This window comes from Variovorax sp. PBL-E5 (assembly GCF_901827185.1).
GTDB lineage: Bacteria > Pseudomonadota > Gammaproteobacteria > Burkholderiales > Burkholderiaceae_C > Variovorax.
In genome coordinates, this window is the sequence record NZ_LR594671.1 from 905,338 (window position 1) to 931,377 (window position 26,040).

At 67.5% G+C, this 26,040-nt stretch carries 27 protein-coding genes; 17 read left to right on the forward strand and 10 right to left on the reverse strand.

The window, feature by feature from the left end:
• Positions 1 to 30 precede the first annotated feature (30 nt).
• The 9 genes from murC (at position 31) to WDLP6_RS04475 (ending at position 7,744) form a co-directional block, all read left to right on the forward strand.
• Positions 31 to 1,485 carry a UDP-N-acetylmuramate--L-alanine ligase gene (gene murC / locus WDLP6_RS04435; RefSeq protein ID WP_162591372.1) on the forward strand — a complete coding sequence of 485 codons (1,455 nt, stop codon included), beginning with the start codon at positions 31 to 33 and terminating at the stop codon, positions 1,483 to 1,485.
• A gap of 20 nt (positions 1,486 to 1,505) precedes the next feature.
• The gene (locus WDLP6_RS04440; protein WP_174259920.1) at positions 1,506 to 2,450 is read left to right on the forward strand and encodes a D-alanine--D-alanine ligase; all 945 of its coding nucleotides are present in this window, start codon (positions 1,506 to 1,508) and stop codon (positions 2,448 to 2,450) included.
• Entirely contained in the window at positions 2,450 to 3,232 is a 783-nt protein-coding gene (locus tag WDLP6_RS04445; RefSeq protein ID WP_162591374.1) for a cell division protein FtsQ/DivIB, read from the forward strand. The genes WDLP6_RS04440 and WDLP6_RS04445 overlap by 1 nt, the downstream gene beginning before the upstream one ends.
• Positions 3,233 to 3,249: 17 nt before the next feature.
• The gene (gene ftsA, locus WDLP6_RS04450) at positions 3,250 to 4,479 is read left to right on the forward strand and encodes a cell division protein FtsA (protein ID WP_162565968.1); all 1,230 of its coding nucleotides are present in this window, start codon (positions 3,250 to 3,252) and stop codon (positions 4,477 to 4,479) included.
• A gap of 158 nt (positions 4,480 to 4,637) precedes the next feature.
• Complete coding sequence (gene ftsZ / locus WDLP6_RS04455; protein ID WP_162565969.1) at positions 4,638 to 5,840, forward strand: cell division protein FtsZ; 1,203 nt, start codon at positions 4,638 to 4,640, stop codon at positions 5,838 to 5,840.
• Positions 5,841 to 5,925: 85 nt separating this feature from the next.
• Positions 5,926 to 6,849 (forward strand): UDP-3-O-acyl-N-acetylglucosamine deacetylase, encoded by a 924-nt coding sequence (gene lpxC, locus WDLP6_RS04460; RefSeq protein ID WP_162591375.1) that lies wholly within the window; start codon positions 5,926 to 5,928, stop codon positions 6,847 to 6,849.
• Positions 6,850 to 6,861: 12 nt separating this feature from the next.
• Complete coding sequence (locus WDLP6_RS04465) at positions 6,862 to 7,038, forward strand: hypothetical protein (protein ID WP_174259845.1); 177 nt, start codon at positions 6,862 to 6,864, stop codon at positions 7,036 to 7,038.
• A 50-nt stretch (positions 7,039 to 7,088) separates the two neighbouring features.
• Positions 7,089 to 7,349 (forward strand): AbrB/MazE/SpoVT family DNA-binding domain-containing protein, encoded by a 261-nt coding sequence (locus tag WDLP6_RS04470; RefSeq protein WP_162591376.1) that lies wholly within the window; start codon positions 7,089 to 7,091, stop codon positions 7,347 to 7,349.
• Entirely contained in the window at positions 7,346 to 7,744 is a 399-nt protein-coding gene (locus WDLP6_RS04475; protein ID WP_269475558.1) for a PIN domain-containing protein, read from the forward strand. Before WDLP6_RS04470 ends, WDLP6_RS04475 begins: the two co-directional genes overlap by 4 nt.
• Positions 7,745 to 7,771: 27 nt before the next feature.
• Here the strand turns inward: WDLP6_RS04475 and ruvC are convergent, their stop codons facing one another.
• From ruvC to WDLP6_RS04515, 8 genes are all read right to left on the reverse strand, one after another.
• Entirely contained in the window at positions 7,772 to 8,320 is a 549-nt protein-coding gene (gene ruvC / locus WDLP6_RS04480) for a crossover junction endodeoxyribonuclease RuvC (RefSeq protein ID WP_162565971.1), read from the reverse strand.
• A 123-nt stretch (positions 8,321 to 8,443) separates the two neighbouring features.
• Positions 8,444 to 9,514 (reverse strand): phosphatidate cytidylyltransferase, encoded by a 1,071-nt coding sequence (locus WDLP6_RS04485; protein WP_162591378.1) that lies wholly within the window; start codon positions 9,512 to 9,514, stop codon positions 8,444 to 8,446.
• Between the two features lie 6 nt (positions 9,515 to 9,520).
• On the reverse strand, positions 9,521 to 10,165 hold the full coding sequence (locus WDLP6_RS04490) for a lysophospholipid acyltransferase family protein (RefSeq protein WP_162591379.1): 645 nt from the start codon (positions 10,163 to 10,165) through the stop codon (positions 9,521 to 9,523).
• Positions 10,166 to 10,190: 25 nt separating this feature from the next.
• Entirely contained in the window at positions 10,191 to 10,940 is a 750-nt protein-coding gene (locus WDLP6_RS04495; protein ID WP_162591380.1) for a transglycosylase domain-containing protein, read from the reverse strand.
• A complete protein-coding gene (gene aroE / locus WDLP6_RS04500; RefSeq protein ID WP_162591381.1) occupies positions 10,937 to 11,782 on the reverse strand; it encodes a shikimate dehydrogenase in 846 nt (281 codons plus the stop codon). The genes WDLP6_RS04495 and aroE overlap by 4 nt, the downstream gene beginning before the upstream one ends.
• 88 nt (positions 11,783 to 11,870) lie before the next feature.
• Positions 11,871 to 12,728, reverse strand: coding sequence for an energy transducer TonB (locus WDLP6_RS04505; protein WP_162591382.1), 858 nt, complete (start codon positions 12,726 to 12,728; stop codon positions 11,871 to 11,873).
• Positions 12,725 to 14,785, reverse strand: coding sequence for a ribonuclease catalytic domain-containing protein (locus WDLP6_RS04510; protein WP_162591383.1), 2,061 nt, complete (start codon positions 14,783 to 14,785; stop codon positions 12,725 to 12,727). The genes WDLP6_RS04505 and WDLP6_RS04510 overlap by 4 nt, the downstream gene beginning before the upstream one ends.
• Before the next feature lie 133 nt (positions 14,786 to 14,918).
• Entirely contained in the window at positions 14,919 to 15,509 is a 591-nt protein-coding gene (locus WDLP6_RS04515) for a YqiA/YcfP family alpha/beta fold hydrolase (RefSeq protein WP_162591384.1), read from the reverse strand.
• A 127-nt stretch (positions 15,510 to 15,636) separates the two neighbouring features.
• Between WDLP6_RS04515 and WDLP6_RS04520 the strand changes: the two genes are divergently transcribed.
• The 5 genes from WDLP6_RS04520 (at position 15,637) to WDLP6_RS04540 (ending at position 22,242) form a co-directional block, all read left to right on the forward strand.
• Positions 15,637 to 16,383 carry a response regulator transcription factor gene (locus tag WDLP6_RS04520; RefSeq protein ID WP_162565979.1) on the forward strand — a complete coding sequence of 249 codons (747 nt, stop codon included), beginning with the start codon at positions 15,637 to 15,639 and terminating at the stop codon, positions 16,381 to 16,383.
• An 8-nt stretch (positions 16,384 to 16,391) separates the two neighbouring features.
• Positions 16,392 to 18,227, forward strand: a complete 1,836-nt coding sequence (locus WDLP6_RS04525) for a sensor histidine kinase (RefSeq protein ID WP_162591385.1) — start codon at positions 16,392 to 16,394, stop codon at positions 18,225 to 18,227.
• Between the two features lie 32 nt (positions 18,228 to 18,259).
• The gene (rodA, locus tag WDLP6_RS04530) at positions 18,260 to 19,414 is read left to right on the forward strand and encodes a rod shape-determining protein RodA (RefSeq protein ID WP_162565981.1); all 1,155 of its coding nucleotides are present in this window, start codon (positions 18,260 to 18,262) and stop codon (positions 19,412 to 19,414) included.
• Positions 19,415 to 19,458: 44 nt separating this feature from the next.
• Positions 19,459 to 20,919 (forward strand): metalloprotease TldD, encoded by a 1,461-nt coding sequence (gene tldD / locus WDLP6_RS04535; RefSeq protein ID WP_162565982.1) that lies wholly within the window; start codon positions 19,459 to 19,461, stop codon positions 20,917 to 20,919.
• Positions 20,920 to 21,117: 198 nt separating this feature from the next.
• On the forward strand, positions 21,118 to 22,242 hold the full coding sequence (locus WDLP6_RS04540) for a 3-deoxy-7-phosphoheptulonate synthase (RefSeq protein ID WP_162591386.1): 1,125 nt from the start codon (positions 21,118 to 21,120) through the stop codon (positions 22,240 to 22,242).
• 117 nt (positions 22,243 to 22,359) lie between these two features.
• Here the strand turns inward: WDLP6_RS04540 and WDLP6_RS04545 are convergent, their stop codons facing one another.
• The gene (locus WDLP6_RS04545) at positions 22,360 to 22,869 is read right to left on the reverse strand and encodes a cupin domain-containing protein (protein WP_162570339.1); all 510 of its coding nucleotides are present in this window, start codon (positions 22,867 to 22,869) and stop codon (positions 22,360 to 22,362) included.
• Positions 22,866 to 24,269: a UDP-N-acetylmuramate:L-alanyl-gamma-D-glutamyl-meso-diaminopimelate ligase gene (gene mpl / locus WDLP6_RS04550; protein ID WP_162591387.1), complete on the reverse strand. Its 1,404-nt coding sequence runs from the start codon at positions 24,267 to 24,269 to the stop codon at positions 22,866 to 22,868. Before mpl ends, WDLP6_RS04545 begins: the two co-directional genes overlap by 4 nt.
• A gap of 66 nt (positions 24,270 to 24,335) precedes the next feature.
• Here mpl and WDLP6_RS04555 point away from each other — a divergent pair, with 66 nt between their 5' ends.
• The 3 genes from WDLP6_RS04555 to accB all read left to right on the forward strand — a co-directional run bounded on the left by WDLP6_RS04555 (position 24,336) and on the right by accB (position 26,038).
• Positions 24,336 to 24,929, forward strand: a complete 594-nt coding sequence (locus tag WDLP6_RS04555; RefSeq protein ID WP_162591388.1) for a hypothetical protein — start codon at positions 24,336 to 24,338, stop codon at positions 24,927 to 24,929.
• The gene (locus tag WDLP6_RS04560; RefSeq protein ID WP_162591389.1) at positions 24,926 to 25,459 is read left to right on the forward strand and encodes a TlpA family protein disulfide reductase; all 534 of its coding nucleotides are present in this window, start codon (positions 24,926 to 24,928) and stop codon (positions 25,457 to 25,459) included. The genes WDLP6_RS04555 and WDLP6_RS04560 overlap by 4 nt, the downstream gene beginning before the upstream one ends.
• A 114-nt stretch (positions 25,460 to 25,573) precedes the next feature.
• A complete protein-coding gene (accB, locus tag WDLP6_RS04565) occupies positions 25,574 to 26,038 on the forward strand; it encodes an acetyl-CoA carboxylase biotin carboxyl carrier protein (protein ID WP_162565987.1) in 465 nt (154 codons plus the stop codon).
• Positions 26,039 to 26,040 lie beyond the last annotated feature (2 nt).

Consider the following 26,040-nt stretch of genomic DNA (forward strand, 5'->3'; position numbering starts at 1 on the left):
ATTCGAGTCTTCGGCGAAAGGAGGCTGCGCATGAAGCACGCCATTCGTCACATCCACTTCGTCGGCCTCGGCGGCGCCGGCATGAGCGGCATCGCCGAGATCCTGTTCAACCTCGGCTACAGGATCTCCGGCTCCGACCTGGCCGACAGCGCGACGCTCAAGCGGCTCGCGGGCCTGGGCATCGGGACCTTCGTCGGCCACGATGCGGCGAACATCGCCGGTGCCGATGCGGTCGTCACCTCGACCGCCGTGCATGCCGACAACCCCGAGGTCGTGGCGGCGCGCGAGAAGCGCATCCCGGTGGTGCCGCGCGCGCTGATGCTGGCCGAGCTGATGCGCCTCAAGCAGGGCATCGCGATCGCCGGCACCCACGGCAAGACCACCACCACCAGCCTGGTCGCGAGCGTGCTCGCCGCCGCCGGGCTCGACCCGACCTTCGTCATCGGCGGCCGGCTCAACAGCGCGGGCGCCAATGCCCAGCTCGGCAGCGGCGACTACATCGTGGTGGAGGCCGACGAATCGGACGCCTCGTTCCTGAACCTGCTGCCGATCATGGCAGTGGTCACCAACATCGACGCCGACCACATGGAGACCTATGGCCACGACTTCGCGCGCCTGCAGAAGGCCTTCGTCGACTTCCTGCACCGCATGCCGTTCTACGGCGTCGCGATCCTGTGCACCGACGACGCGGCGGTGCGCGCGATCGTGACCGAGGTGTCGTGCCCGGTCACCAGCTACGGCTTCAACGAGGAGGCCCAGGTGCGCGCGGTCAACGTGCGCGCCGTCGGTGCCCAGATGCATTTCACCGCCCAGCGGCGCAACGGCGTCACGCTGCCGGACCTGGACATCGTGCTGAACCTGCCGGGCGAGCACAACGTGCTGAATGCGCTGTCGGTGATCGCGGTGGCGGTCGAGCTCAACGTGCCCGACGAGGCGGTGCAGCGCGGCCTGGCCGACTTCAAGGGCGTGGGCCGGCGCTTCCAGCGCTATGGCGAGGTGCGTCTCAAGACCGCGAGCGCGCAGGACAGCTTCACGCTGATCGACGACTATGGCCACCATCCGGTCGAGATGGCCGCCACCATCGCCGCGGCGCGCGGCGCCTTCCCGGGCCGGCGGCTGGTGCTGGCCTTCCAGCCGCACCGCTTCACGCGCACGCGCGATTGCTTCGAGGATTTCGTCAAGGTCATCGGCCAGGCCGACGCGGTGCTGCTGGGCGAGGTCTATGCGGCCGGCGAGGCGCCGATCGTGGCCGCGGACGGCCGTTCGCTGGCGCGCGCGCTGCGCGTGGCGGGCAAGGTCGAGCCGGTGTTCGTCGACGAGATCGCCGCGATGCCGCAGGCCATCCTCGACAACGCACGCGGCGGCGACGTCGTGATCTGCATGGGCGCGGGTTCGATCGGCGCCGTGCCGGCCAAGGTGGTCGAACTCGGCGGCGCCGCATCGCCGAAGTCGGAGCGCCTCACGCGCGAAGGGAGGGCACTGTGAGCCCGATCGATCCGAAGGCCATGGGCAAAGTCGCGGTGCTGTTCGGCGGCAGCTCGGCCGAACGCGAGATCTCCATCATGTCGGGCACCGGGGTGCTCGCCGCGTTGCGCTCGCGCGGCGTCGATGCGCACGCCTTCGATCCGGCCGAGCGCGAACTGTGGGAACTCCGGCGCGACGGCTTCGCGCGCTGCTTCGTGGTGCTGCATGGCCGCCACGGCGAGGACGGCACGGTGCAGGGCGCGCTCGAATTGCTCGGCATTCCCTACACCGGCTCCGGCGTGATGGCCTCCAGCGTGGCGATGGACAAGGTCATGACCAAGCGCATCTGGCAGGCCGACGGCCTGCCGACGCCGCGCTACGTGCGCCTGGCCTTCGACCAGCAGAGCCGCGAGCAGGTGCTGGCGGTGCCCGACGTGCTGGGCCTGCCGGTGATCGTGAAGCCGCCGCGCGAGGGCTCGTCGATCGGCGTGACCAAGGTCGAGGGCTATTCGCAGATGCAGGATGCCGTCGCGCTCGCGGTGCGCTACGACCATGATGTGCTGTGCGAGGAATTCATCGAAGGCGAGGAAGTCACCTGCCCCGTGCTGGGCAGCGGCCTCGGCGCCGAGGCGCTGCCGGTGGTGCGCATCGCTGCGCCCGAAGGCGCCTACGACTACCAGAACAAGTACTTCACCGACGAGGTCAAGTACCACTGCCCGAGCGGCCTGCCGCCGGCGGAAGAACAGGAGATCCGGCGCATCACGCTGGCGGCCTACCACCAGCTCGGCTGCCGCGGCTGGGGCCGCGCCGACCTGATGATCCGCGCCAGCGATCGCAAGCCCTTCCTGCTGGAGATGAACACCTCGCCCGGCATGACCACCCATTCGCTGGTGCCGATGTCGGCCCGCGCGGCGGGCATCGCCTACGAAGACCTGTGCCTGCGCGTGCTGGCCTCGGCCACGCTCGATTCGAAGGCGGAGGTCTGATGACCGACAGCATCCCCGTGCCCTTCGACGTCAAGCTCATGAACGCGACCGCGGCGCTGGTGTTCGCGTCGTTCGTGCTCGTGCTGCTGGCCGCGGGCGCGTGGTGGGTGCTGCGCCAGCCCTTCTTTCCGATCGCCGGCATCAAGGTCGACGGCGACATCACGCACAACAACGCCGTCACCCTGCGCGCCAACGTGACGCCGCAGCTGTCGGGCAATTTCTTCACCATCGACCTGACGCGCGCGCGCACCGCTTTCGAGTCGGTGCCCTGGGTGCGCAAGGCGGTGGTGCGGCGCGAGTTTCCGAACAAGCTGCGCGCGACGCTGACCGAGCAGGTGCCGGTCGCGCACTGGGGCGACGACGCCGACTCGAAGCTGATCAACGGCTTCGGCGAGGTGTTCGAGGCCAACGTGGCCGAGGTCGACGACGACCTGCCGCGCCTGGACGGGCCGATCGAGCAGGCCGGCCAGGTGCTGGGCATGTACCGCGTGCTGCAGCCGCTGTTCCAGCCCTACGACCTGACGATCGACGATCTCTCGCTGTCGAGCCGCGGCAGCTGGCGCGTCGTGCTGGAGACCGGTGCGGTGATCGAACTCGGCCGCGGGTCGGGCGATGAAGTGGTGGCCCGTACGCAGCGTTTCCTGCGCACGGTGACGCCGGTGGCAAGCCGCTACGGGCGCACGCTCGCCGCGGTGGAGGGCGCCGATCTGCGGCACAACGATGGCTACGCATTGCGCTTGCACGGCGTGACCACGGTCGCACCGGACGCGAAGAAGAAATAGCGAACAGAGGAAGTTTCATGTCCAAGGAATACAAAGACCTGGTTGTCGGCCTCGACATCGGTACCGCCAAGGTGATGGCGGTGGTGGCCGAGGTGCTGCCCAACGGCGAGCTCAAGCTCGCCGGCCTCGGCATCGCGCCCAGCAACGGGCTCAAGCGCGGCGTGGTGGTGAACATCGACGCCACGGTGCAGAGCATCCAGCAGGCGCTCAAGGAAGCGGAGCTGATGGCCGACTGCAAGATCGGCCGCGTCTACACCGGCATCACCGGCAGCCACATCCGCGGCATCAACTCGAGCGGCATGGTGGCGGTCAAGGACAAGGAAGTCACGCAGGCCGACGTGGCCCGCGTGGTGGAGACGGCGCGTGCCATCAACATCTCCAGCGACCAGCGGCTGCTCCTGGTCGAGCCGCAGGAATTCGTGATCGACGGCCAGGACGTCAAGGAGCCGATCGGCATGAGCGGCATGCGGCTCGAAGCCAAGGTGCACATCGTGACCGGTGCACAGAGCGCGGCCGAGAACATCATCAAGTGCGTGCGCCGCTGCGGCCTCGAGGTCGACCAGCTGATGCTCAACCCGCTGGCCTCCAGCCTCGCGGTGCTGACCGAGGACGAGCGCGAGCTCGGCGTGGTGCTGGTCGACATCGGCGCCGGCACCACCGACGTCGCGATCTTCACCAACGGCGCGATCCGCCACACCGCGGTGATCCCGATCGCCGGCGACCTGATCACCAGCGACATCGCGATGGCGCTGCGCACGCCGACCAAGGACGCCGAGGACATCAAGGTCGAGAACGGCTACGCCAAGCAGCTGCTGGCCGACCCCGAGACCCAGGTCGAGGTGCCGGGCCTCGGCGACCGCGGCCCGCGCATGCTGAGCAAGCAGGCGCTGGCCGGCGTGATCGAGCCGCGCGTCGAGGAGATCTTCTCGCTGGTGCAGCAGGTGGTGCGCGAGTCGGGCTACGAAGAGGTGCTGTCCTCGGGCGTGGTGCTGACCGGCGGCAGCGCGGTGATGCCCGGGATGATCGAGCTCGGCGAGGACATCTTCCTCAAGCCGGTGCGCCGAGGGATTCCGAAGTATTCGAGCGCGCTGTCCGACATGGTCGCGCAGCCGCGCGCCGCGACCGTGATGGGGCTGCTCGAGGAAGCGCGCTATGCGCGGCTGCGCGGCTTCAAGGTCGCGCAGAAGAACGGCTCGGTCAAAACCGCGTTTGGCCGCTTCAAGGATTTCATCGTGGGGAATTTCTGATCATGAACTTCTACCCACTCTGGCTGGCGCGCGGAAGTCCGCAACGGCATTTCAACGAGCGATGGCGACGAACCGGGCCACCATCCTGAGAATCCTTCCGGTTACTAGAAGAACATTCAATTCATATACACGGCAACTGCAAATTTAGGAGTCAGAAAATGGCCATCGAAATGATCGAAGTCGAAGAATTCAACCAGGGCACGCAGATCAAGGTGATCGGCGTCGGCGGCGGCGGCGGCAACGCGGTCGCGCACATGATCGAGCGCAGGGTGCAGGGCGTGGAGTTCGTCTGCGCCAACACCGACGCGCAGGCGCTCAACCGCAGCAACGCGCACAAGACCATCCAGCTCGGCCTCACGGGCCGCGGCGCAGGCAGCAAGCCCGAGATCGGCCGCGAGGCCGCCGAGGTCGCGGTGGACGACATCCGCGGCGCCATCCAGGGCGCGCACATGCTGTTCATCACCGCCGGCATGGGCGGCGGCACCGGCACCGGCGCGGCGCCGGTGATCGCGCGCGTGGCCAAGGAGATGGGCATCCTCACCGTCGGCGTGGTGACCAAGCCCTTCGACTGGGAAGGCGGCAAGCGCATGACCAATGCCGATGCCGGCCTGGCCGAGCTCGAAGCCAACGTCGATTCGCTGATCGTGATCCTGAACGAGAAGCTGCTCGAAGTGCTGGGCGACGAGGTCACGCAGGACGAGGCCTTTGCGCATGCCAACGACGTGCTCAAGAATGCCGTCGGCGGCATCGCCGAGATCATCAACGAGTACGGCAACGTCAACGTCGACTTCGAGGACGTGCGCACCGTGATGGGCGAGCCCGGCAAGGCCATGATGGGCACGGCCGCGGCCAGCGGCCCGGACCGCGCGCGCATCGCCGCCGAGCAGGCCGTGGCCTGCCCGCTGCTCGAAGGCATCGACCTCTCGGGCGCCAAGGGCGTGCTGGTGCTGGTGACGGCGTCGAAGGGTTCGCTCAAGCTGAGCGAATCGAAGCTGGCGATGAACACCATCCGCGCCTACGCTTCGCCCGATGCGCATGTGATCTACGGCGCGGCCTACGACGAAAGCCTCGGCGACGAAATGCGCGTGACCGTGGTCGCGACCGGCCTCTCGCGCCAGGACGCGCGCCGCCAGGCCCCGACGCTGGAGGTGATCCGCACCGGCACGGACAACATTCCGTTCCACGTGCCGACGCTGGGCGGCGGCGCGCATCCGAGCGGCCAGCCCAACTACGAAGGCATGGCGGTGCCCAGCGTGTGGCGCACCAACCGCACGATGGCCGCGGCCAAGGTGGATGCACTGTCGTCGGGTGGCATGGACGACTTCGAGATCCCGGCCTTCCTGCGCAGGCAGGCGGATTGAGCACGCCCGGGCGGATATGGCGGCTATCGCGGACATAGCGAGGCGGACGGTACGCCGGACACCTCGCGCTCCTAAAATCGGTGCCGTGCTTGCCCAACGAACCCTCAAATCCATCACCCGCGCCGTCGGCGTGGGCCTGCACAGCGGCCAGCGGGTCGACCTGACGCTGCGGCCGGCGCCGGTCGATTTCGGCATCGTGTTCCGCCGCGTCGATCTGCCCGAGCCGGTGTCGATCGCGATGACGGCCGAGGCGGTGACCGACACGCGGCTCGCGTCGACCGTGTCATCGGGCGGCGCCAAGGTGCAGACCGTCGAGCACCTGATGTCGGCCTGCGCCGGCCTGGGCATCGACAACCTGCAGATCGACATCACGGCCGACGAGGTGCCGATCCTCGACGGCTCGGCATCGTCCTTCGTGTTCCTGCTGCAAAGCGCGGGCATCGAGCTGCAGAAGGCCGCGCGCCGCTTCATCCGCGTCACGCGGCCGGTCGAGGTGCGCGAAGGCGAGGGCGCCGAGGGCAAGTGGGCGCGCCTTGCGCCTTACCACGGCTACAAGCTCAGCTTCGAGATCGACTTCGACCACCGCGTGGTCAATTCGACCGGCCAGCGCGTCGAGTTCGACCTCGGCAGCGGCTCCTACAGCCGCGACATCGCGCGCGCGCGCACCTTCGGCTTCACCAAGGAGGTCGAGTACATGCGCTCGAAGGGGCTCGCGCTCGGCGGCGGGCTCGACAACGCGATCGTGATGGACGATACCAAGGTGCTCAATGCAGGCGGGCTGCGCTACGACGACGAGTTCGTCAAGCACAAGATCCTCGATGCGATGGGTGATCTCTACGTGATCGGCCGGCCGCTGCTGGCCGCCTACAGCGCCTACCGTTCCGGTCACGCGCTCAACAACAAGCTGCTGCGCGAGTTGCTGGCGCACGAAGACGCCTACGAGATCGTGACCTTCGACGACGAGAAGCGCGCGCCGGTCGGCTTCGCCGAAGTCGCGCGGGCCTGGTAGGCACGCCGGTCGATGCTGCTGTTCCGCTGGGCCGTCCTGCTGCTGTTGCTGGTGGCGGGAGCTTCGTTCGCGTTCTATGCGGGGACGGGGCGGGTCAAGTACCGGCGCTTCGGGTGGGTTGTGCTGAAGTGGACGCTGCTGGCGGCGTTCGGGTTCTTTGCGGTCCTGATCGCGGAACGGGTGGTCTGAGCACCGCATCCGTACCGAATGGTATCCTTACGTCTTCGTAAGGAATGTTGATGCAGACCACCTTGACATCCAAAGGCCAGATGACGCTGCCGAGCGCCGCGAGGACACGGCTTGGGCTGGAAGCTGGCGATCGATTGCTGGTGACCGTCGTCGACGACGACACCATCATCCTGAAGCGGCCGTCACCAAAGCCGGTCAAGGCACTCAGGGGCCTTCTGGCGCGACCCCGGCGGGCTCTGACCGTCGAAGAAATGGACGCTGGCGTGGCGGCACACCTCAAGGAAAAGCACGGATCCAGGTCAGCGAAGTGATAGCGCTGGACACCAACATCCTGGTGAAGCTTCTCACCAACGACGACGCCCGTCAGGCCGCCAAGGCAGAAAGCTGGTTGCGAGACAACGCGAGTGCGCGGGTGCCTGCCTATGTCGATCACATCGTGCTGTGCGAGTTGGCCTGGGTGCTGGAGCGCAGCTATGGCTACGAACGGGAATCGGTGCATCAGGCATTGAGTGCATTGATGGAACAGGATCAGCTCAAGGTCGAATCCCCGGGCGCAGTCAGACAGGCACTTGGACTTTACGAGGCCGGGCCTGCCGATTTCTCGGACTATCTGCTGGCAGTGCGTGCGCAAATCGCGGGCTACGCCCCGGTGCTGACGCTGGACAAGAAGGCGGCGAAGACGCCAACTCATCGGTTGTTGCGTTGAGGCGCTCGAATCGCCGCCCGTGCCGTCTCACCGCGTACGCCCCTGCCGGTACACGCCGTTGGTGCTGCGCCCCAGCGTCGTCGCCTGGCTGAGCCGCGCCATCGAGGCACCCACGTGCGCATGCGTGATCGCGATGCCGAGCGCGTCGGCCGCGTCGCTGCCCGGCACGCCTGGCAGGTGCAGCAGGCGCTTGACCATCTCCTGCACCTGCGCCTTCGCGGCGCGGCCGTGGCCGGCGACGGCCTGCTTCATCTGCAGCGCGGTGTATTCGGCGACCGTGAGATTGCTCGTGACCAGCGCCGTCAGGCAGGCGCCGCGCGCCTGGCCGAGCAGCAGCGTCGATTGCGGATTGACGTTGACGAACACGATCTCCACCGCCGCCGCATCGGGCTTGTAGCGCTCTGCGATCTCGCCGATGCCATCGAACAGTACCTTGAGTCGCGCAGGCAATTCGCCGGTGCCGAGGTGGCGGGTGGTGATCGTGCCGCTGGCGACATAGCGCAGCGCATGGCCGTCGACATCGACCACGCCGAAGCCGGTGGTTTGCAGGCCAGGATCAATCCCTAGTATTCGCACGGCGTCATTTCCCCGGCCGAATGCGGGGAACACCGCGGAACCGGCTTTGCCGGGCCGCTGGTGTTGCCCCCGGTGAGGGGATGGGCGGCCACACGAAGTGGGCAAGCCTGGGGGTGTGCAACTTCATACGCCGAAGTACCAGCGCACCGAGTGGAAGAAGATCGGCGCCGCGAAGCACAGCGCATCGACGCGGTCCAGCAGCCCGTTGGCGCCCGTGATGCCGACGCCGCGCTGGCCCCAGTTGGGAATGCCGCGGTCGCGCTTCAGCGCCTTCATCACCAGGTGCCCCATCGAGCCCGCGACGCAGGCGATCAGCGACATCGCCAGCGCCTGGCCGAAGCCGAAGGGCGTGATGAACGAGAACAGTGCGCCGACCAGGCTCGCGATCACCATGCCGATCGCCCAGCTGGTCCAGTTGAAGCTGCGGCTCACGTGCGGCGCGAAGGGCGCTTGCCGAAAAAGGCGCTGCCAGATCGCGTCGAGGCCGCGCGCCGGTTGCTCGGGCGCTGCGGGCTCGGCGCCGTCGGTCGGCAGTGTCGTGCGCCGTGATATCAAGTGCTGGGTCAGCATGCAGGTCTGCACCACGAACACCAGGAAGAACACGAGGAAGGCGCTCTTGCCTTCATAGCCCGGAAAGGACAGCAGCAGCAGCGCCGGCACATGGCTCATGCCGTAGACGCAGACCATGATGCCCCACTGCAGCTTGGCATTGCGTTCGAGAAACTGGTTCGGGTCATCGGCCAGTGCGCTCACGACCGGGATCGCAAGAAAGGCATAGACCGGAATGAACACGGTGAACAGGTCGAAGCGCGCCGTCGCAACCAGCCAGAACTGGATCGGCAGCACCACGAAGAAAGCCAGGATCAGGCTGCGGTGATCGCCGCGCCGCGTCGGCGACAGCGTGATGAACTCGCGCAGCGCGAAGAATGCGATGAGTGCGAACAGCACGGTCGCGACCGTTTCGCCGAGCGCCCAGCCGATCCAGAACACCACCACCATGAACCAGCTGGTGCGAAGCAGGGCGCGAAAGTGCAGCAGCTCGGCCTGCCACAGTGCATCGTGCCGCGGATTGCGGCGCTCCTTGAAGGTCAGCAGGAAGGCGATGGTGCTGACCGTCACCAGCAGGCCGAAGACGATCAGGAACAGCGCTGCGACCTGGTGCGTCGGCGTGAGATGGCGCAGGTAGTCGTTCATCCGGGCCTACACGTAGCGCAGTGCGATCACCGCGTCGCGCGCGCGGTCCAGGAAGGGGCGGCGCTCTTCGCCCGGCTCGACGCGGATCGGCGCGCCGAAGGTGACCGAGCACAGGATCGGCACCGGCACGATCTCCCCCTTGGGCATCACGCGCTGCACGTTGTCGATCCAGGCCGGCACCAGCACCACCTCGGGAAACAGCGTGGCCAGCGTGAACAGGCCTGACTTGAATTTCTGCGGCTCGCCGGTGTGGCCGCGGGTGCCCTCGGGGAAGATGATGATCGAGTCGCCGCTTCGCAGCGCCTCGACCAGCGGTTCGAGCGGATCGGGGCCCGGCGCTGCGGGAGGCTCGATCGGTGCGGTCGATGCCGCAGCGCCGCGCTCCACGTACACCGCGTTGAACACCTCGGTCGTGATCCAGCGCTTGAACGGCGTGTTGGCCCAGTAGTCGCGCGCCGCGATCGGGCGGGTGATGCTGCGCAGCTCCTCGGGCAGCGCGGCCCAGATCATCACCAGGTCGACATGGCTCTGGTGGTTGGCGAAGTAGATCCGCTGTTCGGCCTTGGGCGGGCAGCCGTACCAGCGCGCCTGCGCACCGGTCAGCAACCGGATCGCCCCCAGCAACAACCATCCCATGAGCTTCGCCAACATGCGCGCGATGATACGGGGCGATGCCTCAGGGCAGTTCGGCGGCCGGCATGCGCGCGACGATGGTGGCCGATCGATGGGCCAGGTAGGCGGAGCCGGGATGGTGCTCGAAGAACTTGGGGCTCGGCAGCATCACCGCGAGCCGTGCCGCTTCGGCGGCGCTCAGGCGCGAGGCCGGCTTCCGGAAATAGCGCTCGGCCGCGGCCTCGGCGCCGAACACGCCTTCGCCCCACTCGACGTTGTTGAGATAGATCTCGAGGATGCGCTCTTTGCTCAGCATGATCTCGAGCGTGGTGGCGAGCACCAGCTCCTGGCCCTTGCGCAGCAGCGTGCGCTCACCGGAGAGCAGCAGGTTCTTGGCCAGTTGCTGGGTGATGGTCGAGCCGCCGCGCAGCTGCGGCGGGCGTGGTTCCTTGCCGCGTGCGCGCATCTGGGCAGCGCGCCGCGCGGCGATCTCCTCGGCACGGGCGTTGCGCTGGCGCGCGCGCTCGATGGCTTCCCATTCGACGCCCTGGTGGTAGATGAATTCGCTGTCCTCGCTCGCGATCACGGCGCGCTTGAGGTTGTCCGAGATCTGCGCATAAGGCACCCAGCGCTGCTGCCAGTCGCGATCGCCATTGCCGCGCCCCTGCGTGGCGATCAGCCACGCTTCGGAGCGCTGGAAGGCGGTCGATTGCGGATCGATGGCCGCCATCGTCGCGATGCGCAGCACGAAGAAGAGTTCGAGCGCGAGGCCCGCGATCAGCAGGCACAGCAGCCAGCGAAGGATCGCCTTCACGCCGAGTCGACGATGGTGCGCAGTTCGGCCAGCACCTGCGCGGACGGCGGCCGCACGCCGCGCCAGGTCGCGAAGGCTTGCGCGGCCTGCTCGATCAGCATGCCGAGGCCGTCGCGCGGCACGGCGCCGTTCTCGCGCGCCCACTGCATGAAGCCGGCGGCGGCCGGCCCGTACATCATGTCGATCGCCAGTGCGCCGGGCGCGAGCACGCCGGCCGCGACCGGCACCTCGCCGCCCGCCAGGCTGGAAGCGGTGGCGTTGACCACCACGCCGAAGCGGCCCGGCACCGTGTCGAGCGCCTGCGCCTCGAGCACGACGTGGTGCTGTAGCGCGAGCGGCGCATGGCGCTGCACCAGTGCGATCGCGCGGGCGAGCGTGCGGTTGGCGACCACCAGCCGGCGTGGCCCGGCTTCGAGCAGCGGGCCCAGCACGCCGGCCGCGGCGCCGCCGGCGCCGAGCAGCAGCACGTCGCCGCCCGCGAGCGCCACGCCCGCATGGACCGTGATGTCGTGGACCAGCCCGACGCCGTCGCTGTTGTCGCCGTGGATGCCGTCCTCGCGGAAACTCAGCACGTTGACCGCCTGCGCCAGCGCGGCGCGCGGACTGAGGTGCTGCGCCAGCGCGGCTGCATCGAACTTGAAGGGCACGGTGACGTTGCAGCCGCGCGCCGTGCCTTCGGTCTCGTCGGCGCGGAATGCGGCCACGCCGCCGGCAAAGCCGCCGAGCGCGACCAGGCGGCGGCCGTAGCGCATCGTCTGTCCGGTGAGTTCGGCGAAGCGCGCATGAATCCAGGGCGAGCGGCTGTGCTCGACCGGGTTGCCCATCACACAGTACTGATCCATGGTCATTGGTGCCCCCACGCTCGGCACTTCGTGTCCTCGCTGCCCCCCGAGGGGGCGCGAGCTTGCTTGGGGCTGCCCGGCGCTGCGCTCATTGCTTCGACGAGAGCTGCGTCTCGAGCGTCTCGTCGTGGGTGAACTTGAAGCGCCTGAGCAGCACGATCTGATCGGTCTGCCGGCGCATCGCGTCGGTGAACTTGCCGAAGTTGCCGATGCTGCGAACGATCGCCTGGGCGCGCCGGTCCAGCACCCGATCCCCCGAGCTTTCGGCGATGTCGGTGCCAAGGATCGAGCCGTCGAAGTTGACCGTGATCATCATGGCGAGTTCGCCATAGAGCTTCTTGCCGGCGATCTCCGGGAAGTTCTCGGTGCCGCGCACTTCGATGCGTCGACTCAGCGCATCGACGTACGCCGCATAGGCGGCCTCGCGGGTGGCGGGGCTGAGGTAGTGCTTGCGCGGCCGGGCATTCTCTTCGTTGACGCGGCGCTCAATCGCGGCCAGCAGTTCGACCAGTTGGCGCCGTTTCTCCTCGCGCGCAGCCGCCTCGTTCGGGTTGCCCTGCGTGCGCGGATCCGGCACCGGCATCTCGGCGAGCTGCCGCTTGATCTGGGCCAGCATCATCATTTGCTGCGCCTGCATGGCTTCGATTTGGCGCTGCGCTTCGTCCGTCGAGTCACCGACCGCGGTGAAAGTGGAAGGCGGCAGCGGACTGGTCGCGAAGCCCTTGTCGAGATCGCCGCCGCCGGCCAGCGAAGCCTGCGCGATGGCGCGAGCCTTGTCGGGCCGCTCGTCGCTCTTGGCATTGACGAGGATCACCTCGAGCGGCGTTTCCTTGAAGACGCGGTTGAAGGATTCGGGATCGATGAAGCGCACCGAGAGCAGCACCGCATGCGCCAGGACCGACAGGCCGAGCGCAATCTGCAGCGTGCTCAGGTCGCGCAGGTTCATGCAGGCGCGCTTTCCGGTGCGGCCGCCTCGCTGTCGGCGAGGTCGACCGCGATCGCAATGGGACCGGCGACTTCTTCGTCGTCGCCGCTTTCGTCCTCGGCCGCGACTTGCGCCGGCGCGGTGTCGAGGCGCTCGACGACCGTGCCGTGGATGTCGAGCGCGATCTCGTCGATGTCGCCGAGCTTGACGCGCACGCGGGCGCCGCGCATCAGCCCCTGCGTGCCCGTGACCGGGAACACCAGCGGCAGCGTGTCGGCCCGCACCAGGGCGCCGTTCGGCAGGTCCTTGATCAAGGTCGCGTCGAGTTCGGTGATGGCCTGCTGCCGCAGGTATTCGAGCGTCCAGAAGCGTTCCATGCCGCCCTGGTGCGCGTTGTAGGTCGCGTAGGTGGCGTCGAAGCCCGAGAGGATGGAGAACAGCTCGGCGTCCTTCGGCTTGAACGGCGCCGCGAGCGCGGCGGTCTTGCCGTGGCGCGCCGCGGCGATGATCTGCCACTGGTTCACGAGGTCGGTGTAGCGGCGCAGCGGCGAAGTGCTCCACGCATAGCTCTTCACGCCGAGGCCGGCATGCGGCAAGGCCCGCGTGCCCATGCGCACCTTGATGCCCGGCGCCAGGCTGGCCTGGCTGCGGTAGAGGCCGGGCACACCGAGCTCGCCGAGCCAGCCACCCCAGCTGCTGTTGGCCAGGATCATCGCTTCGGAGACGATCAGGTCGAGCGGCGCACCGCGCTGGCGGGTGCTGATCTGGACCTGCTCGTTGCCGGTGGGCTCGCCGTCGTTGCCGACCAGGCGGAAGTTGTAGTCGGGCCGGTTGAAGTTCTCGGGCTTGCCGCGCACCACCTCGCGCTGCGCCTTCAGATGCTTTGCGAGGCGCAACAGGAAGGACAGCGGTTCGCGCAGCCGCCGTGCGGCTTCGGGCGCGTCGCTGTCGGCCACCGAGGCATCCTCGAGCCAGGGCTGCGTGACGAAGCCGTCGAGCTGGTCATGGCGCAGGTTGGCGACGATCGGCACGCGCTCCAGCCTGGTCTCGGTGGATTTCAGTTCCAGCGTGGCCGCGTCGAAGCTCGCGTAAAGCGAGACGGCGGGGCAGTCGCGCCCTTCCTGCAGGGTGTAGGTCTCGACCACCTCGTCGGGCAGCATCGTGATCTTGTGGCCTGGCATGTAGACGGTCGACATGCGCGCACGCGCCACCTGGTCGATCGGGCTGCCCGGCACCAGCGCCAGTCCGGGCGCCGCGATGTGGACGCCGACGACCACCGTGTCCTGCCCCAGGCCGCGGACCGAGAGCGCGTCGTCGATCTCGGTGGTCTGCGAATCGTCGATCGAGAAGGCCTGCACGTCGGCGAGCGGCAGGTCATCGGTGATGGCCGGCGCGCTGAGGGCCGGAAAGCCGGTGCCCTTGGGAAAGTTCTCGAACAGGAAGCGGCGCCAGTGGAACTGGTAGGCCGAGTCGATTGCGCCGGCGCGCTGCAGCAGATCGAGCGGTGGCCGCTGCGTGGCGCGGGCCGCTTCGACCACGGCCTTGTATTCGGGCGCGTTCTTGTCGGGGCGGAACAGGATCTTGTAGAGCTGCTCGCGCACCGGCGCCGGGCAGATGCCGTCGGCCAGTTCGGCCGCCCACTGCGTGATCTGCGCCTGGACGGCTTTCTTCTTTTCGATCGCGGCCAGGGCCTGCTGCACGATTTCGGCCGGCGCCTTCTTGAAGCGCCCCTTGCCGGCACGGCGGAAGTAGTGCGGCGCCTCGAACAGCGCCAGCAGCGCTGCGGCCTGCTGCGTCAGCGTGGGATGGGCCTGGAAGTAGTCGACCGCCAGTTCGCCGAAGCCGAACTCGCCTTCGGGCGCGAATTCCCAGGCCAGGTCCAGATCCATCGCGGCCGCGAGTTCACGGGCTTCGGTGATCAGCGCGGCCGGTGCCGGCTTCTCGAAGCGCAGCACGATGTGGGCGCTCTTGACCTTGACGCGCTTGCCGCTGTCGAGCTCGACCTGCGCCGAGGCCTCCGCTTCCGACAGGATGCGGCCGCCGAGGTATTTGCCGGCTTCTTCGAACAATACAAACATGGGTTGGATTGTCCCATGAGCCTTTGCTCACCCCCAGGCTTCGCGCACTTCGTGTCGCTACGCCAACCCCCTGCCGGGGGCAACACCAGCGGCCCGGCGGAGCCGGTTCCGCGGTGTTTCTGGCCCTTCGCCGCTAGCGCAGGTCCAGAAATGCGATGACGTCGTCGAGGTGATGGCGCTCGAAGTCGGACAGCGCATGGTCGCCGCCTTCGAGCAGCTTGACGCGGCTGCCGGGGTAGCGGGCCGACATCTCGCGCCAGTCCAGCACTTCGTCGCCCTTGGCGACGATCGCGAGGACGCGTTCGGGCCGGGTCAGCGGGCCGACGTCGAGGGTGCGCAACTGGTCGATGTACTCGGGGCGGAAATAAAAGTGCTCCGCGGGGTCATGCCACAGGGTCTGGTCGCCGATGTGGCGGGCCAGGTCCCGCGCGGGGTGCACGGCGGGGTTCAGCAGCACGGCGCGGCAGCGGGTCATGCCGGTCACGTAGGTGGCATAGAAGCCGCCGAGTGAGGAGCCGACCACGGCCATGGACGCGCGCGGCCAGCCCGCGATGCCGCGCATCACCAGGTCGATGGCATCGCGCGGCGAGGGCGGCAGCTGGGGGCACCACCATTCGACGCCGGGATGCCGCTCGGCCACGCGCCGTGCCATCTGGCTGGCCTTGGCCGACTGCGGAGAAGAGCGGAAGCCGTGGAGGTAGAGCAGGTGGGTCGCGGGAGGCATGGGGAGGCAGTCGGGTTCGGTCGGAAGCGGCGCAGCAGAGTGTGGAGGGGCCGGGTTGCGCCCGAATCCCATGAATCAGGTAATTTTTCGGAGTTTCCGCCCGTCGACGAGCTTTATGCTCATCGTGATGCAACAAAACGAAATGCCCGACGACGGCGCGACCCTGCCGTGGGGCGTGGTGATCGTCGAAGACGACGGGCCGACCCGCGCCTTTTTCGAGGAGAGCATCGGTCGTTGCACGAAACTTCGATGGCTCGCCAGCGCGGGGACGGTGCACGACGCGCTGTCGCTGCTGGAAGGCCTGGCCCCGGCACCGGACGTGCTGCTGGTCGATCTGGGCCTGCCGGATGGCAGCGGGCTGCGGGTGATCCAGGAGGCCGTGGCCCGCTACCCGCAGTGCGAGCCGCTGGTGATCTCCGTGTTCGGCGACGAGGACAACGTGCTGGCCAGCATCGAGGCCGGTGCGGTCGGCTACATCCACAAGGACGATGCGCCGGAAAGCATTGCCTGCACCATTCTCGACATGAAGGCGGGTGGTTCGCCGATCTCGCCGATGGTCGCGCGCCGCGTGCTGGCCAAGTACCGCAGCCTGCAGGACGAGAACCGTCCGGCGGATGCCGCGCCGGCGCCCGAGGCCGTTGACGCGGCGGCCGCGATCCTGCCCGGGCGCCCGCTGCTGTCCAAGCGCGAGCAGGAGGTGCTGGCGCTGATCGCGCGCGGTTTCTCCTATGCCGAAATCGCGCGGCTGCACGCGCTGAGCGTGCACACGGTGCAGACGCACATCAAGAATCTCTACGGCAAGCTGGCGGTGCATTCCAAGAACGAAGCGGTGTTCGAGGCGATGCGCCTGGGGCTGCTGCGCCACCCGGGCTGAGGCACGTCATGCAGGCCTGGCTCCGCAGCGGTTTCCGGGCGGGCACGGCACTGCTGCTCTGGTGCGCGCTGGCAGGCGCGTGGGCGGGCTCCGACCTGCAAGTGCTGAACGCGGCGACGGTCACCACCACGGTCGCGGGCCGCACGCAGACCGAGGCGGTCGATCTGCCCTATCACTGGGACCGGCACCAGGCGGCTCAGCCCGGCGTGGCGAGCTTCGATCTGCCCTTCTCGCTGGAGCGGCAGCCCGATGTGCCGTGGGGCATCTACCTGGCGCGCGTCGGCACTTCCTTCTCGGTCGAGCTCAACGGGGAACTGGTGGAGGCCAACGGCAGCCTGGCGTACAGCGACGGTGGCGACTACGCCAAGATCCCGCGCTTCATCGCCGTGCCCGCCAGGCTGCTGCGGCCCGGCGACAACCTGTTGCGGATCCGGATCCGCGCCGACACGGGCCGCCGTGCGGGCCTGTCGGCGCCTGTGCTCGGGCCCGCGAGCACGGTGCGCGCCGATCTGTTCGCGAGCGCGTATGCGTGGCGCTTCTCGGGATCGGTGCTGCTGGCGGCCTTCAGCCTGGTCGTCAGTGTCACGGCCTTCGCGCTCTGGCTCACGCAGCTCGACACCAGCGCTGCCGACGGTCGGCGGCGCGAGGGCGTGTACCTCTGGGCGGCGCTGGCGGAGTTCTGCTGGGCGCTGCGCGTGGCCGACGGCGCGATCGCGAATCCGCCGCTGCCCTGGGTGGCGTGGGGCGTGTTGATGACCGCCTGCTATTCGGGCTGGGTGGTGTCGGCCGTGCTGTTCTGCCACCACGTCGCCGGCTGGCATCGGCATGCCAGCGTGCGATGGATGCGATGGGCCATGGCCGTGATGTTCGTGGGCGCAGTGTCCTCGACGTGGTTGTCCCTCGCGCGTGCCGAGCCCCAGTGGCTGACCGGCTGGCTCGGGTTCGAGATCGCCGGCATCGCCGTCTATATCGGCGGTTTCGTGCTGGCGACGGTGCTGCGGCCGAACATCGCGCGGGTGCTGCTGTCCAGCGTGGCCGTGCTCACCGTGCTGATCGGGCTGCGCGACTGGGTGGTGATCCGGGTCAGCGATTCCTACGGCGATACCACCTGGGTGCGCTACACCTCGGTCTTCTTCGGCATCGCGCTGCTCACGATCGTGGTGACGCGCTTTCGCACCGCCAGCCAGCAGGCGCGCGAACTGCTCGCCACGCTCACCGCCAAGGTGGCGGATCGCGAGCGCGAACTGGCCGCGACCTACGGGCGGCTCGAACGGGCCGCGCGCGAACAGGCCACGGCGCTGGAGCGGCAGCGGATTCTGCGCGACATGCACGACGGCGTGGGCTCGCACATCAGCGCGGCCATTCGCCAACTGCAATCGGGCGACGCGAAGCCCGAGGAATTGCTGCGCACCCTGCGCGATTCGCTCGACCAGCTGAAGCTCTCGATCGATTCGATCCAGCTGCCGCCCGGCGACGTCGGTGCGCTGCTGGCCGCGCTGCGCTATCGGCTCGGGTCGCGCTTTGCGGCCTCGAACATCGAGCTGCAATGGGCCGTGGACGAGCTGTCGCCGGTCGAGCGCCTCGACGCGCAGGCGATGCGGCAGCTGCAGTTCCTGCTGTTCGAGGCGATTTCCAACGTGCTGCAGCACGCGCAGGCCACGGTGCTGCGCATCGAGGCGGCGATGGCAGGGCCGGCGCTGCGCCTGTGCGTGATCGACAACGGCCGCGGCTACGACGCCTCGAGCATGCCGCGCGCGATCTGCGAGCGCGCCGCCGCGATCGGGGCGTGGCTGGCGGTCGAAAGCCGACCCGGCCGCACGGTCGTTCGGCTCGATATCGATTGAACGGGCCGCGCCGGCGCGGATAATTCGCGTCCATGTCGGCCGTCCTCCATCAACCCTCGCTCGTGCGGCGCGTGCTGCCCATCTTCCAGGGTTTCGACGGCTTCATCGCGTTCGCAGTCTTCCTGCTCGCCTGCGCCGGCATGCTGACGATGTACTCGTCGGGCTACGACCATGGCAGCCGCTTCGTGGACCATGGGCGCAACATGCTGATCGCAGGCTTCATCATGTTCGTGGTGGCGCAGATCCCGCCGCAGCGGCTCATGGTGTTCGCCGTGCCGCTCTATACGCTGGGCGTGGCGCTGCTGATCGCGGTGGCGCTCTTCGGCCTGACCAAGAAGGGGGCCAGGCGCTGGATCAACGTCGGTGTCGTGATCCAGCCGAGCGAGATCCTGAAGATCGCGATGCCGCTGATGCTGGCCTGGTGGTTCCAGCGCCGCGAGGGGCAATTGCGGCCGCTCGACTTCGTTGTGGCCACGGTGCTGCTGGCGGTGCCGATCGGCCTGATCATGAAGCAGCCCGACCTCGGCACGGCGCTGCTGGTGCTCGCAGCCGGCATGTCGGTGATCTTCTTTGCCGGCCTGTCGTGGAAGCTGATCGTGCCGCCGGTGGTGATCGGCCTGGTCGCGATCTCGCTGATCGTGGGTTTCGAGTCGCAGCTGTGCGCCGACGGCGTCGACTGGAAGGTGCTGCACGACTACCAGAAGCAGCGCGTCTGCACGCTGCTCGACCCGAGCAAGGATCCGCTGGGCAAGGGCTTCCACATCATCCAGGGGATGATCGCGATCGGCTCCGGCGGCGTCGGCGGCAAGGGCTTCATGCAGGGCACGCAGACGCACCTCGAATTCATCCCCGAACGCACCACCGATTTCATCTTCGCGGCCTATGCAGAGGAGTTCGGCCTGGTGGGCAACCTGGCGCTGATCGCCGCCTTTATCCTGCTGATCCTGCGCGGACTGGCGATCGCATCGGATGCGCCGACCCTGTTCTCTCGTCTGCTGGCCGGCGCGGTGACGATGATCTTCTTCACCTATGCCTTCGTGAACATGGGGATGGTGAGCGGCATCCTGCCGGTGGTGGGTGTGCCGTTGCCTTTCATCAGTTATGGCGGTACGGCGATGGTGACCCTGGGCCTGGGGCTGGGCATCCTCATGTCCATCTCTCGCGCCAAGCGCCTCATTCAGACCTGACCCTGCGGCCGGCGCAGCCAGGGGTGCCGCCCTAGAATGGTTTCATGATCAGTCGCGAACCCACCATCGAGCGCCTCGCCACGGCGCAACAACTCCTGCTCACGCCCTTCGGTCTCGACGAGTCGCATCTGTCGCGCGCACTCGCCGAAATCACGGCGCACAAGGTCGACGATGCCGACCTCTACTTCCAGTACACCCGCAGCGAGGGCTGGAGCCTGGAGGAGGGCATCGTCAAGACCGGCAGCTTCAGCATCGACCAGGGCGTGGGCGTGCGCGCAGTGAGCGGCGAGAAGACGGCGTTCGCCTATTCGGACGACATCTCCGAAGCCTCGCTGCTCGATGCGGCGCGCACGGTCCGTGCCATTTCGTCCGCGGGCCGTACGGCCCGCGTGAAGACGCCGGCGCGCAGGATAGCGAGCAGCCGTTCGCTCTACGACGGCATCGATCCGATCTCCACGCTCGACAGCACGGCCAAGGTCGAGCTGCTCGGAAAGGTCGAAAAGCTGGCCCGCTCGCGCGATCCGCGCGTGGCGCAGGTGATGGCCGGCCTCGCGAGCGAATACGACGTGGTGCTGGTCGCGCGCGCCGACGGCACGCTGGCCGCCGACGTGCGGCCCCTTGTGCGGCTCTCGGTCACGGTGATCGCCGAGCAGAACGGCCGCCGCGAAATGGGTTCGGGCGGCGGCGGCGGCCGCTTCGGCCTGGCCTATTTCGACGACGCGCACATCGCGGAGTATGTGGATCAGGCGGTCAAGTCGGCATTGACCAACCTCGATTCGCGGCCCGCGCCGGCCGGCGAGATGACGGTGGTGCTCGGCCCGGGCTGGCCCGGCATCCTGCTGCACGAGGCCATCGGCCATGGCCTGGAAGGCGACTTCAACCGCAAGGGTTCGAGTGCGTTCTCGGGCCGCATCGGGCAACGCGTCGCGGCCAAGGGCGTGACGGTATTGGACGACGGCACGATCGCCGATCGCCGCGGTTCACTCAACGTCGACGACGAAGGCAACGCGACGCAACGCAACGTGCTGATCGAGGACGGCATCCTGAAGGGCTACATCCAGGACTCGCTCAATGCACGGCTGATGAAGTCCAAGCCGACCGGCAACGGCCGGCGCGAGAGCTATGCGCACGTGCCAATGCCGCGCATGACCAACACCTACATGCTGGGCGGCGACCGGGTGCCGGCGGAAATCGTGGCCAGCATCAAGAAGGGCCTCTATGCCACCAATTTCGGCGGCGGCCAGGTCGACATCACGAGCGGCAAGTTCGTGTTCTCGGCCAGCGAAGCCTACTGGGTCGAGAACGGGAAGATCCAATATCCGGTCAAGGGCGCGACCCTGGTCGGCAACGGTCCGGATGCGCTGACCCGCGTCACGATGATCGGCAACGACATGGCGCTCGATTCGGGCGTCGGCACCTGCGGCAAGGAAGGCCAGAGCGTGCCGGTCGGTGTCGGCCAGCCGACGCTGCGAATCGACGGATTGACCGTAGGCGGCACGGCTTGAGGCTATACTCCGCACCCATGTCCGCTCTTCGCGCTTATTTCTTTGCCTACTTTTGGTTCCCGGTTTCCGGCGGACGAGAGGCGCGTGCGTAGAGCAAGCAGACAGCAGAACCCCTCTCAGAACCGCCGGTGCCAAAAGCCCGGCGGTTTTTCTTTGGCCGAACGAATTTCAAGACCCCCCGAAAGAAGGAACGACAGCATGAGCACGAAAGCCGCCCCGTCCAGCGACGCCTGGTACGCGAACGTCGAGAAAACCAGCCAGACCGACGACGAACGCATCAAGGACATCACCGTGCTGCCTCCTCCTGAACACCTGATCCGCTTCTTCCCGATCCGTGGGACGGGCATCGAATCCCTGATCAGCGGCACGCGCCGTGCCATCCACAACATCATGGCCGGCAAGGATGACCGGCTGCTGGTGATCATGGGGCCATGCTCGATCCACGACCCCGCCGCTGCGCTCGAGTACGCCCGGCGCCTGAAGGCGGAACGCCAGAAGTACGCAGACACGCTCGAGATCGTGATGCGCGTGTACTTCGAGAAGCCGCGCACCACCGTGGGCTGGAAGGGGCTCATCAACGATCCGTACCTCGACCAGACCTTCCGGATCGACGAGGGCCTGCGGATCGCGCGCCAGTTGCTGATCGACATCAATCGCCTGGGGCTGCCGGCCGGCAGCGAGTTCCTCGACGTGATCTCGCCCCAATACATCGGCGACCTGATCGCCTGGGGCGCGATCGGTGCGCGCACGACCGAGAGCCAGGTGCACCGCGAGCTGGCCTCGGGGCTGTCGGCGCCGATCGGCTTCAAGAACGGCACCGACGGCAACATCCGTATCGCGACCGACGCGATCCAGGCCGCGGCGCGCGGCCATCATTTTCTTTCCGTCCACAAGAACGGCCAGGTCGCGATCGTGCAGACCAACGGCAACAAGGACTGCCATGTGATCCTGCGCGGCGGCAAGGCGCCCAACTACGACGCGCAGAGCGTAGCGGCGGCCTGCAAGGATCTCGAGGCCGCCAAGCTGCCCGCCACGCTGATGGTCGATTGCAGCCATGCCAACAGCAGCAAGCAGCATCAGAAGCAGGTCGACGTCGCGAAGGACATTGCGGCCCAGGTCGCGGGTGGCAGCCGGAGCGTGTTCGGCTTGATGGTCGAGAGCCATCTGCATGCCGGCGCGCAGAAGTTCACGCCGGGCAAGGACCGGGTCGACAGCCTCGAATACGGCAAGAGCATCACCGACGCCTGCCTGGGCTGGGACGATTCGGTGCAGGTGCTGGAAGCGCTGTCGCAGGCCGTCAAGCAGCGGCGCGGGTCGCTGTGAGCCCCCGGCTTTTCACTTCACTTCGCTTCGCTGCTTGTAATTCGCCACCCCCGAGGGGGTGGCTCGGCCGCCTTGGGGCGGCCCGGCGGCGGCCGACTCGCGGCGCTTGAATTTCAGTCAGATCAGCGCGGCCAAGTCCGGCCAGTGATGGCGCAGCAAGGCCGCTTCGTCGCTGTCCGGGCGCATGAATGAAAAGTCGGTGAAGTCGAAGCCTGGCCCCACGGTGCAACCGACCAGCGTGTAGTCGTCAGAGGGCTTCGTCGCGATGGGCCGGGCCGCTTGCCATTGGCCGGCCGGTACGGTGTGCTGAGGCCGTGTGCCATGAACGTCGACCGGGCCGAGCCGCACATGGGCTGGTGCCGTGCGAAGCGCCGCGTCGCAGGTCCAGAGTGCCAGCGGCACGCCTTCCAGATGAATCCACACTTCGTCGGATCGCACGGTGTGCCAGCGGGAGTGCTGGTGGGCTTCGAGCAGGAAGTAGATGGTCGTGAGCGCCTGGCGCGCGGGGCGGCCGTCGGCGGGCACGACCTGGGCCGTCGAGCGGAACACCTCGCGAAACCAGCCGCCCTCGGGATGGGGCTGCAACTGGAGGGTCTCGATGAGCTGCCGGGCGCGCATGGGATCTATTTTGCCGCGCGCAACGCGGAAAGCAGCTTGTCGTGCACGCCGCCGAAGCCCCCGTTGCTCATGCAGACGATGTGATCGCCGGGACGCGCGGCGGCGACGATCCCGGCCACCAGCGGCTCGATCGCTCCGGCCACCTGCGCCCGCGAACCCAGGGGGGCGAGGGCGGCGGCGGCGTCCCAGTCCAATCCGCCGCTGTGACAGAAGGCGAGATCGGCCGCCTCCAGGCTCCAGGGCAGTTGTGCCGCCATGGTGCCGAGCTTCATGGTGTTGCTGCGCGGTTCGAACGCCGCCAGGATGCGTTCGCCTTGCCTGCCGCTCGCATCGAGCTTCTGGCGCAGGCCGTCGAGCGTGGTGCGGATCGCCGTTGGGTGATGCGCGAAATCGTCGTAGACGGCGATGGTTCCCTCGCTGCGCTCCACCGATCCGCGCAGCTCCATGCGCCGGCGCACATTGCGGAAACTGCCGAGCGCGGCCGCCGCTGCGGCTGGGTCGACGCCGACGTGATCCGCCGCGGCGATCGCCGCGAGCCCGTTCATCTGGTTGTGCAGGCCCGACAACGGCCATTCGACACGCCCGACCCGGACGCCAGCGCGCAGCACGTCGAAGGCGTCATGCGATCCGTCGGCCCGCCATTCGCCGCCGGCTCCGAAGCGGGCGACTTCGCTCCAACAGCCTTGTGCCAGCACGCGTTGCAGGCTTTCCTCGGTGGCGTTGACGACGACGCGGCCTCGGCGGGGTACCGTGCGCACGAGATGATGGAATTGCCTTTCGATCGCCGCGAGGTCGTCGAAGATGTCCGCGTGATCGAATTCCAGGTTGTTCAGGATCGCGGTCCGCGGGCGGTAGTGGACGAACTTGCTGCGCTTGTCGAAGAACGCCGTGTCGTACTCGTCGGCCTCGATCACGAAAGGGGATTCGGCGCTTCGCCCGAGCCGGGCGGAGATGCCGAAGTCGAGCGGCACCCCACCCACCAGAAAGCCCGGTGCCAGTCCTGCCTGCTCGAGAATCCAGGCCAGCATGGAGGTCGTGGTCGTCTTGCCGTGCGTGCCGGCGACCGCCATCACGTGGCGCCCTTGCAAGACGTGTTCGGCCAGCCATTGGGGCCCACTGGTGTAGTGAGCGCCGGCATCGAGAACGGCTTCCATGAGCGGAAACTTGGGCGAACCATCACCCAGCCTAATCCGCGACACCACGTTGCCGACGACGAAGACATCCGGCCGCAGGGCCAGTTGGTCTTCGCCAAAGCCTTCGATGAGCTCGATGCCGAGGGCTCGCAACTGGTCGCTCATCGGCGGATAGACGCCGGCATCGCAGCCTGTCACCCGATGGCCGGCTTCGCGCGCCAGGGCGGCGACGCCGCCCATGAAAGTGCCGCAGATGCCGAGAATGTGAATATGCATTGGGCGATTCTAGGGATGCATTCGCGCGGCCTTCTGTGACCGCCGTACTGCGGGCAAAATGGCCGGATGGACATGTCCAAGCAGGAAATTGCCGCTGCCGCGGCCCGCCTCGTCGTCGAGGAAGGGCTGGAGTACGGCCCGGCGAAACGCCGTGCACTGCGCGATCTGGGTTTGCCCGCGCGCACCGCGCTGCCCAACAATGACGAGGTCGAGGCCGAGGTCCGGGATTACATCCAGCTGTACTGCGCCGACACGCAACCCAAGGAGCTGCATGCGTTGCGGCTGCTTGCGCTCGAATGGATGGAGCGGATGGCGCAGTTCCGGCCTCACGTTGGCGGCGCCGTGTGGCACGGCACGGCCACGCGGCTGTCGGACATCTACATCCAGCTCTTTTGCGACGATTCGAAATCGGCGGAGATCGCGCTGATCGATCACCATGTCGACTACGAGCCGCGCATGGTCACCGGCTTCCATGGCGAGCAGGTCGAGGCGCTCAGCGTCCATGCCGCAAGTCGTACGCTGGGCGAGGAGATCGGCGTTCACTTGCTCGTGTACGACCTCGACGACCTGCGCGGTGCGCTCAAGCCCGATGCACAAGGCCGCGTGCCCCGCGGAAATCTGGCCGCGCTGCGACGGCTGATAGAAAAGGATACGGAATGACTTCTTCGCCAACGCGCCGAGGCCTGATTTATGGCGGCGTCGCGGCCATTGCGGCTGCGGCTGGCCTGGGCGGCGCGCTCTGGCGCCACGACGCTGGCGCCAGCGGTGGCGAGAAGCTCGGCGCGGACTTCTGGTCCCGCCGCTTCGATCGTCCGGAGGGCGGCGAATTGCTGCTCGCAAACCTCCGCGGCAAGCCCTTGCTGGTCAACTTCTGGGCGACCTGGTGTCCTCCTTGTGTGGAGGAAATGCCAATGATCGACGCCTTCTTCCGCGAAAATAGTGCCAACGGATGGCAAGTGATCGGATTGGCAATCGATCAACCGAGCGCTGTGCGCAAGTTCCTGGTCAAGACGCCGGTCACCTATCCCATCGGTCTGGCGGGTCTGGATGGCACGGAACTGGTCAAGCAATTGGGCAACAGCGCCGGGGGATTGCCCTTCTCGTTCGTGGTGGCGGCCGATGGCTCCGTCTCGGCGCGTAAAATGGGAAAGCTTGAGCCGAGCGACTTCCAGGCATGGCACCGCGTCTAGTTCAGAGCTAGAATCCGGGCCCACGAATCCGGCAGTTGGCGCTGAAACGCCGAAATAAGCCGATTTTCAGGCGATTTAAGTTCTAATAACCGGCAAAGCCGGCGCTGGAGTCCCATGGATCTACGCAAACTGAAGACACTCATCGATCTGGTGTCCGAATCGAATATTTCCGAACTGGAAATCACCGAAACCGAAGGCAAGGTCCGTATCGTCAAGGGCGGCGTGGCTGCCCCCGTTCAATATGTTCAGACGCTCGCTGCACCAGCCCCGGCCGGTGCAACTGCCGTATCTGGCGCCATCGCCGCCGCACCCGCTGGCGCGCCTGCGGAGGCCGCAGTGCCGGCCGGTCATGCCATCAAGTCGCCGATGGTGGGGACCTTCTATCGATCTTCGAGCCCGGGTGCACCGGCCTTCGTCGAGATCGGCAGCCAGGTCAAGGAGGGCGACACAGTCTGCATCATCGAAGCGATGAAGATCCTCAATGAAATCGAGGCGGACAAATCCGGGACCGTGACCCAGATCCTCGGCGAGAACGGCCAGGCGGTCGAATACGGCCAGCCGCTGTTCATCATCGAGTGACC

What these genes read in the sequence shown, in the direction of transcription:
- murC (WP_162591372.1), top strand. Translation starts at nt 31, where the DNA reads ATGAAGCACGCCATTCGTCACATCCACTTCGTCGGCCTCGGCGGCGCC.
- WDLP6_RS04440 (WP_174259920.1), top strand. Translation starts at nt 1,506, where the DNA reads ATGGGCAAAGTCGCGGTGCTGTTCGGCGGCAGCTCGGCCGAACGCGAG.
- WDLP6_RS04445 (WP_162591374.1), top strand. Translation starts at nt 2,450, where the DNA reads ATGACCGACAGCATCCCCGTGCCCTTCGACGTCAAGCTCATGAACGCG.
- ftsA (WP_162565968.1), top strand. Translation starts at nt 3,250, where the DNA reads ATGTCCAAGGAATACAAAGACCTGGTTGTCGGCCTCGACATCGGTACC.
- ftsZ (WP_162565969.1), top strand. Translation starts at nt 4,638, where the DNA reads ATGGCCATCGAAATGATCGAAGTCGAAGAATTCAACCAGGGCACGCAG.
- WDLP6_RS04465 (WP_174259845.1), top strand. Translation starts at nt 6,862, where the DNA reads ATGCTGCTGTTCCGCTGGGCCGTCCTGCTGCTGTTGCTGGTGGCGGGA.
- WDLP6_RS04470 (WP_162591376.1), top strand. Translation starts at nt 7,089, where the DNA reads ATGCAGACCACCTTGACATCCAAAGGCCAGATGACGCTGCCGAGCGCC.
- WDLP6_RS04485 (WP_162591378.1), bottom strand. Translation starts at nt 9,514, where the DNA reads ATGAACGACTACCTGCGCCATCTCACGCCGACGCACCAGGTCGCAGCG.
- WDLP6_RS04490 (WP_162591379.1), bottom strand. Translation starts at nt 10,165, where the DNA reads ATGTTGGCGAAGCTCATGGGATGGTTGTTGCTGGGGGCGATCCGGTTG.
- aroE (WP_162591381.1), bottom strand. Translation starts at nt 11,782, where the DNA reads ATGGATCAGTACTGTGTGATGGGCAACCCGGTCGAGCACAGCCGCTCG.
- WDLP6_RS04505 (WP_162591382.1), bottom strand. Translation starts at nt 12,728, where the DNA reads ATGAACCTGCGCGACCTGAGCACGCTGCAGATTGCGCTCGGCCTGTCG.
- WDLP6_RS04510 (WP_162591383.1), bottom strand. Translation starts at nt 14,785, where the DNA reads ATGTTTGTATTGTTCGAAGAAGCCGGCAAATACCTCGGCGGCCGCATC.
- WDLP6_RS04515 (WP_162591384.1), bottom strand. Translation starts at nt 15,509, where the DNA reads ATGCCTCCCGCGACCCACCTGCTCTACCTCCACGGCTTCCGCTCTTCT.
- WDLP6_RS04520 (WP_162565979.1), top strand. Translation starts at nt 15,637, where the DNA reads ATGCAACAAAACGAAATGCCCGACGACGGCGCGACCCTGCCGTGGGGC.
- WDLP6_RS04525 (WP_162591385.1), top strand. Translation starts at nt 16,392, where the DNA reads ATGCAGGCCTGGCTCCGCAGCGGTTTCCGGGCGGGCACGGCACTGCTG.
- rodA (WP_162565981.1), top strand. Translation starts at nt 18,260, where the DNA reads ATGTCGGCCGTCCTCCATCAACCCTCGCTCGTGCGGCGCGTGCTGCCC.
- tldD (WP_162565982.1), top strand. Translation starts at nt 19,459, where the DNA reads ATGATCAGTCGCGAACCCACCATCGAGCGCCTCGCCACGGCGCAACAA.
- WDLP6_RS04540 (WP_162591386.1), top strand. Translation starts at nt 21,118, where the DNA reads ATGAGCACGAAAGCCGCCCCGTCCAGCGACGCCTGGTACGCGAACGTC.
- mpl (WP_162591387.1), bottom strand. Translation starts at nt 24,269, where the DNA reads ATGCATATTCACATTCTCGGCATCTGCGGCACTTTCATGGGCGGCGTC.
- WDLP6_RS04555 (WP_162591388.1), top strand. Translation starts at nt 24,336, where the DNA reads ATGGACATGTCCAAGCAGGAAATTGCCGCTGCCGCGGCCCGCCTCGTC.
- WDLP6_RS04560 (WP_162591389.1), top strand. Translation starts at nt 24,926, where the DNA reads ATGACTTCTTCGCCAACGCGCCGAGGCCTGATTTATGGCGGCGTCGCG.
- accB (WP_162565987.1), top strand. Translation starts at nt 25,574, where the DNA reads ATGGATCTACGCAAACTGAAGACACTCATCGATCTGGTGTCCGAATCG.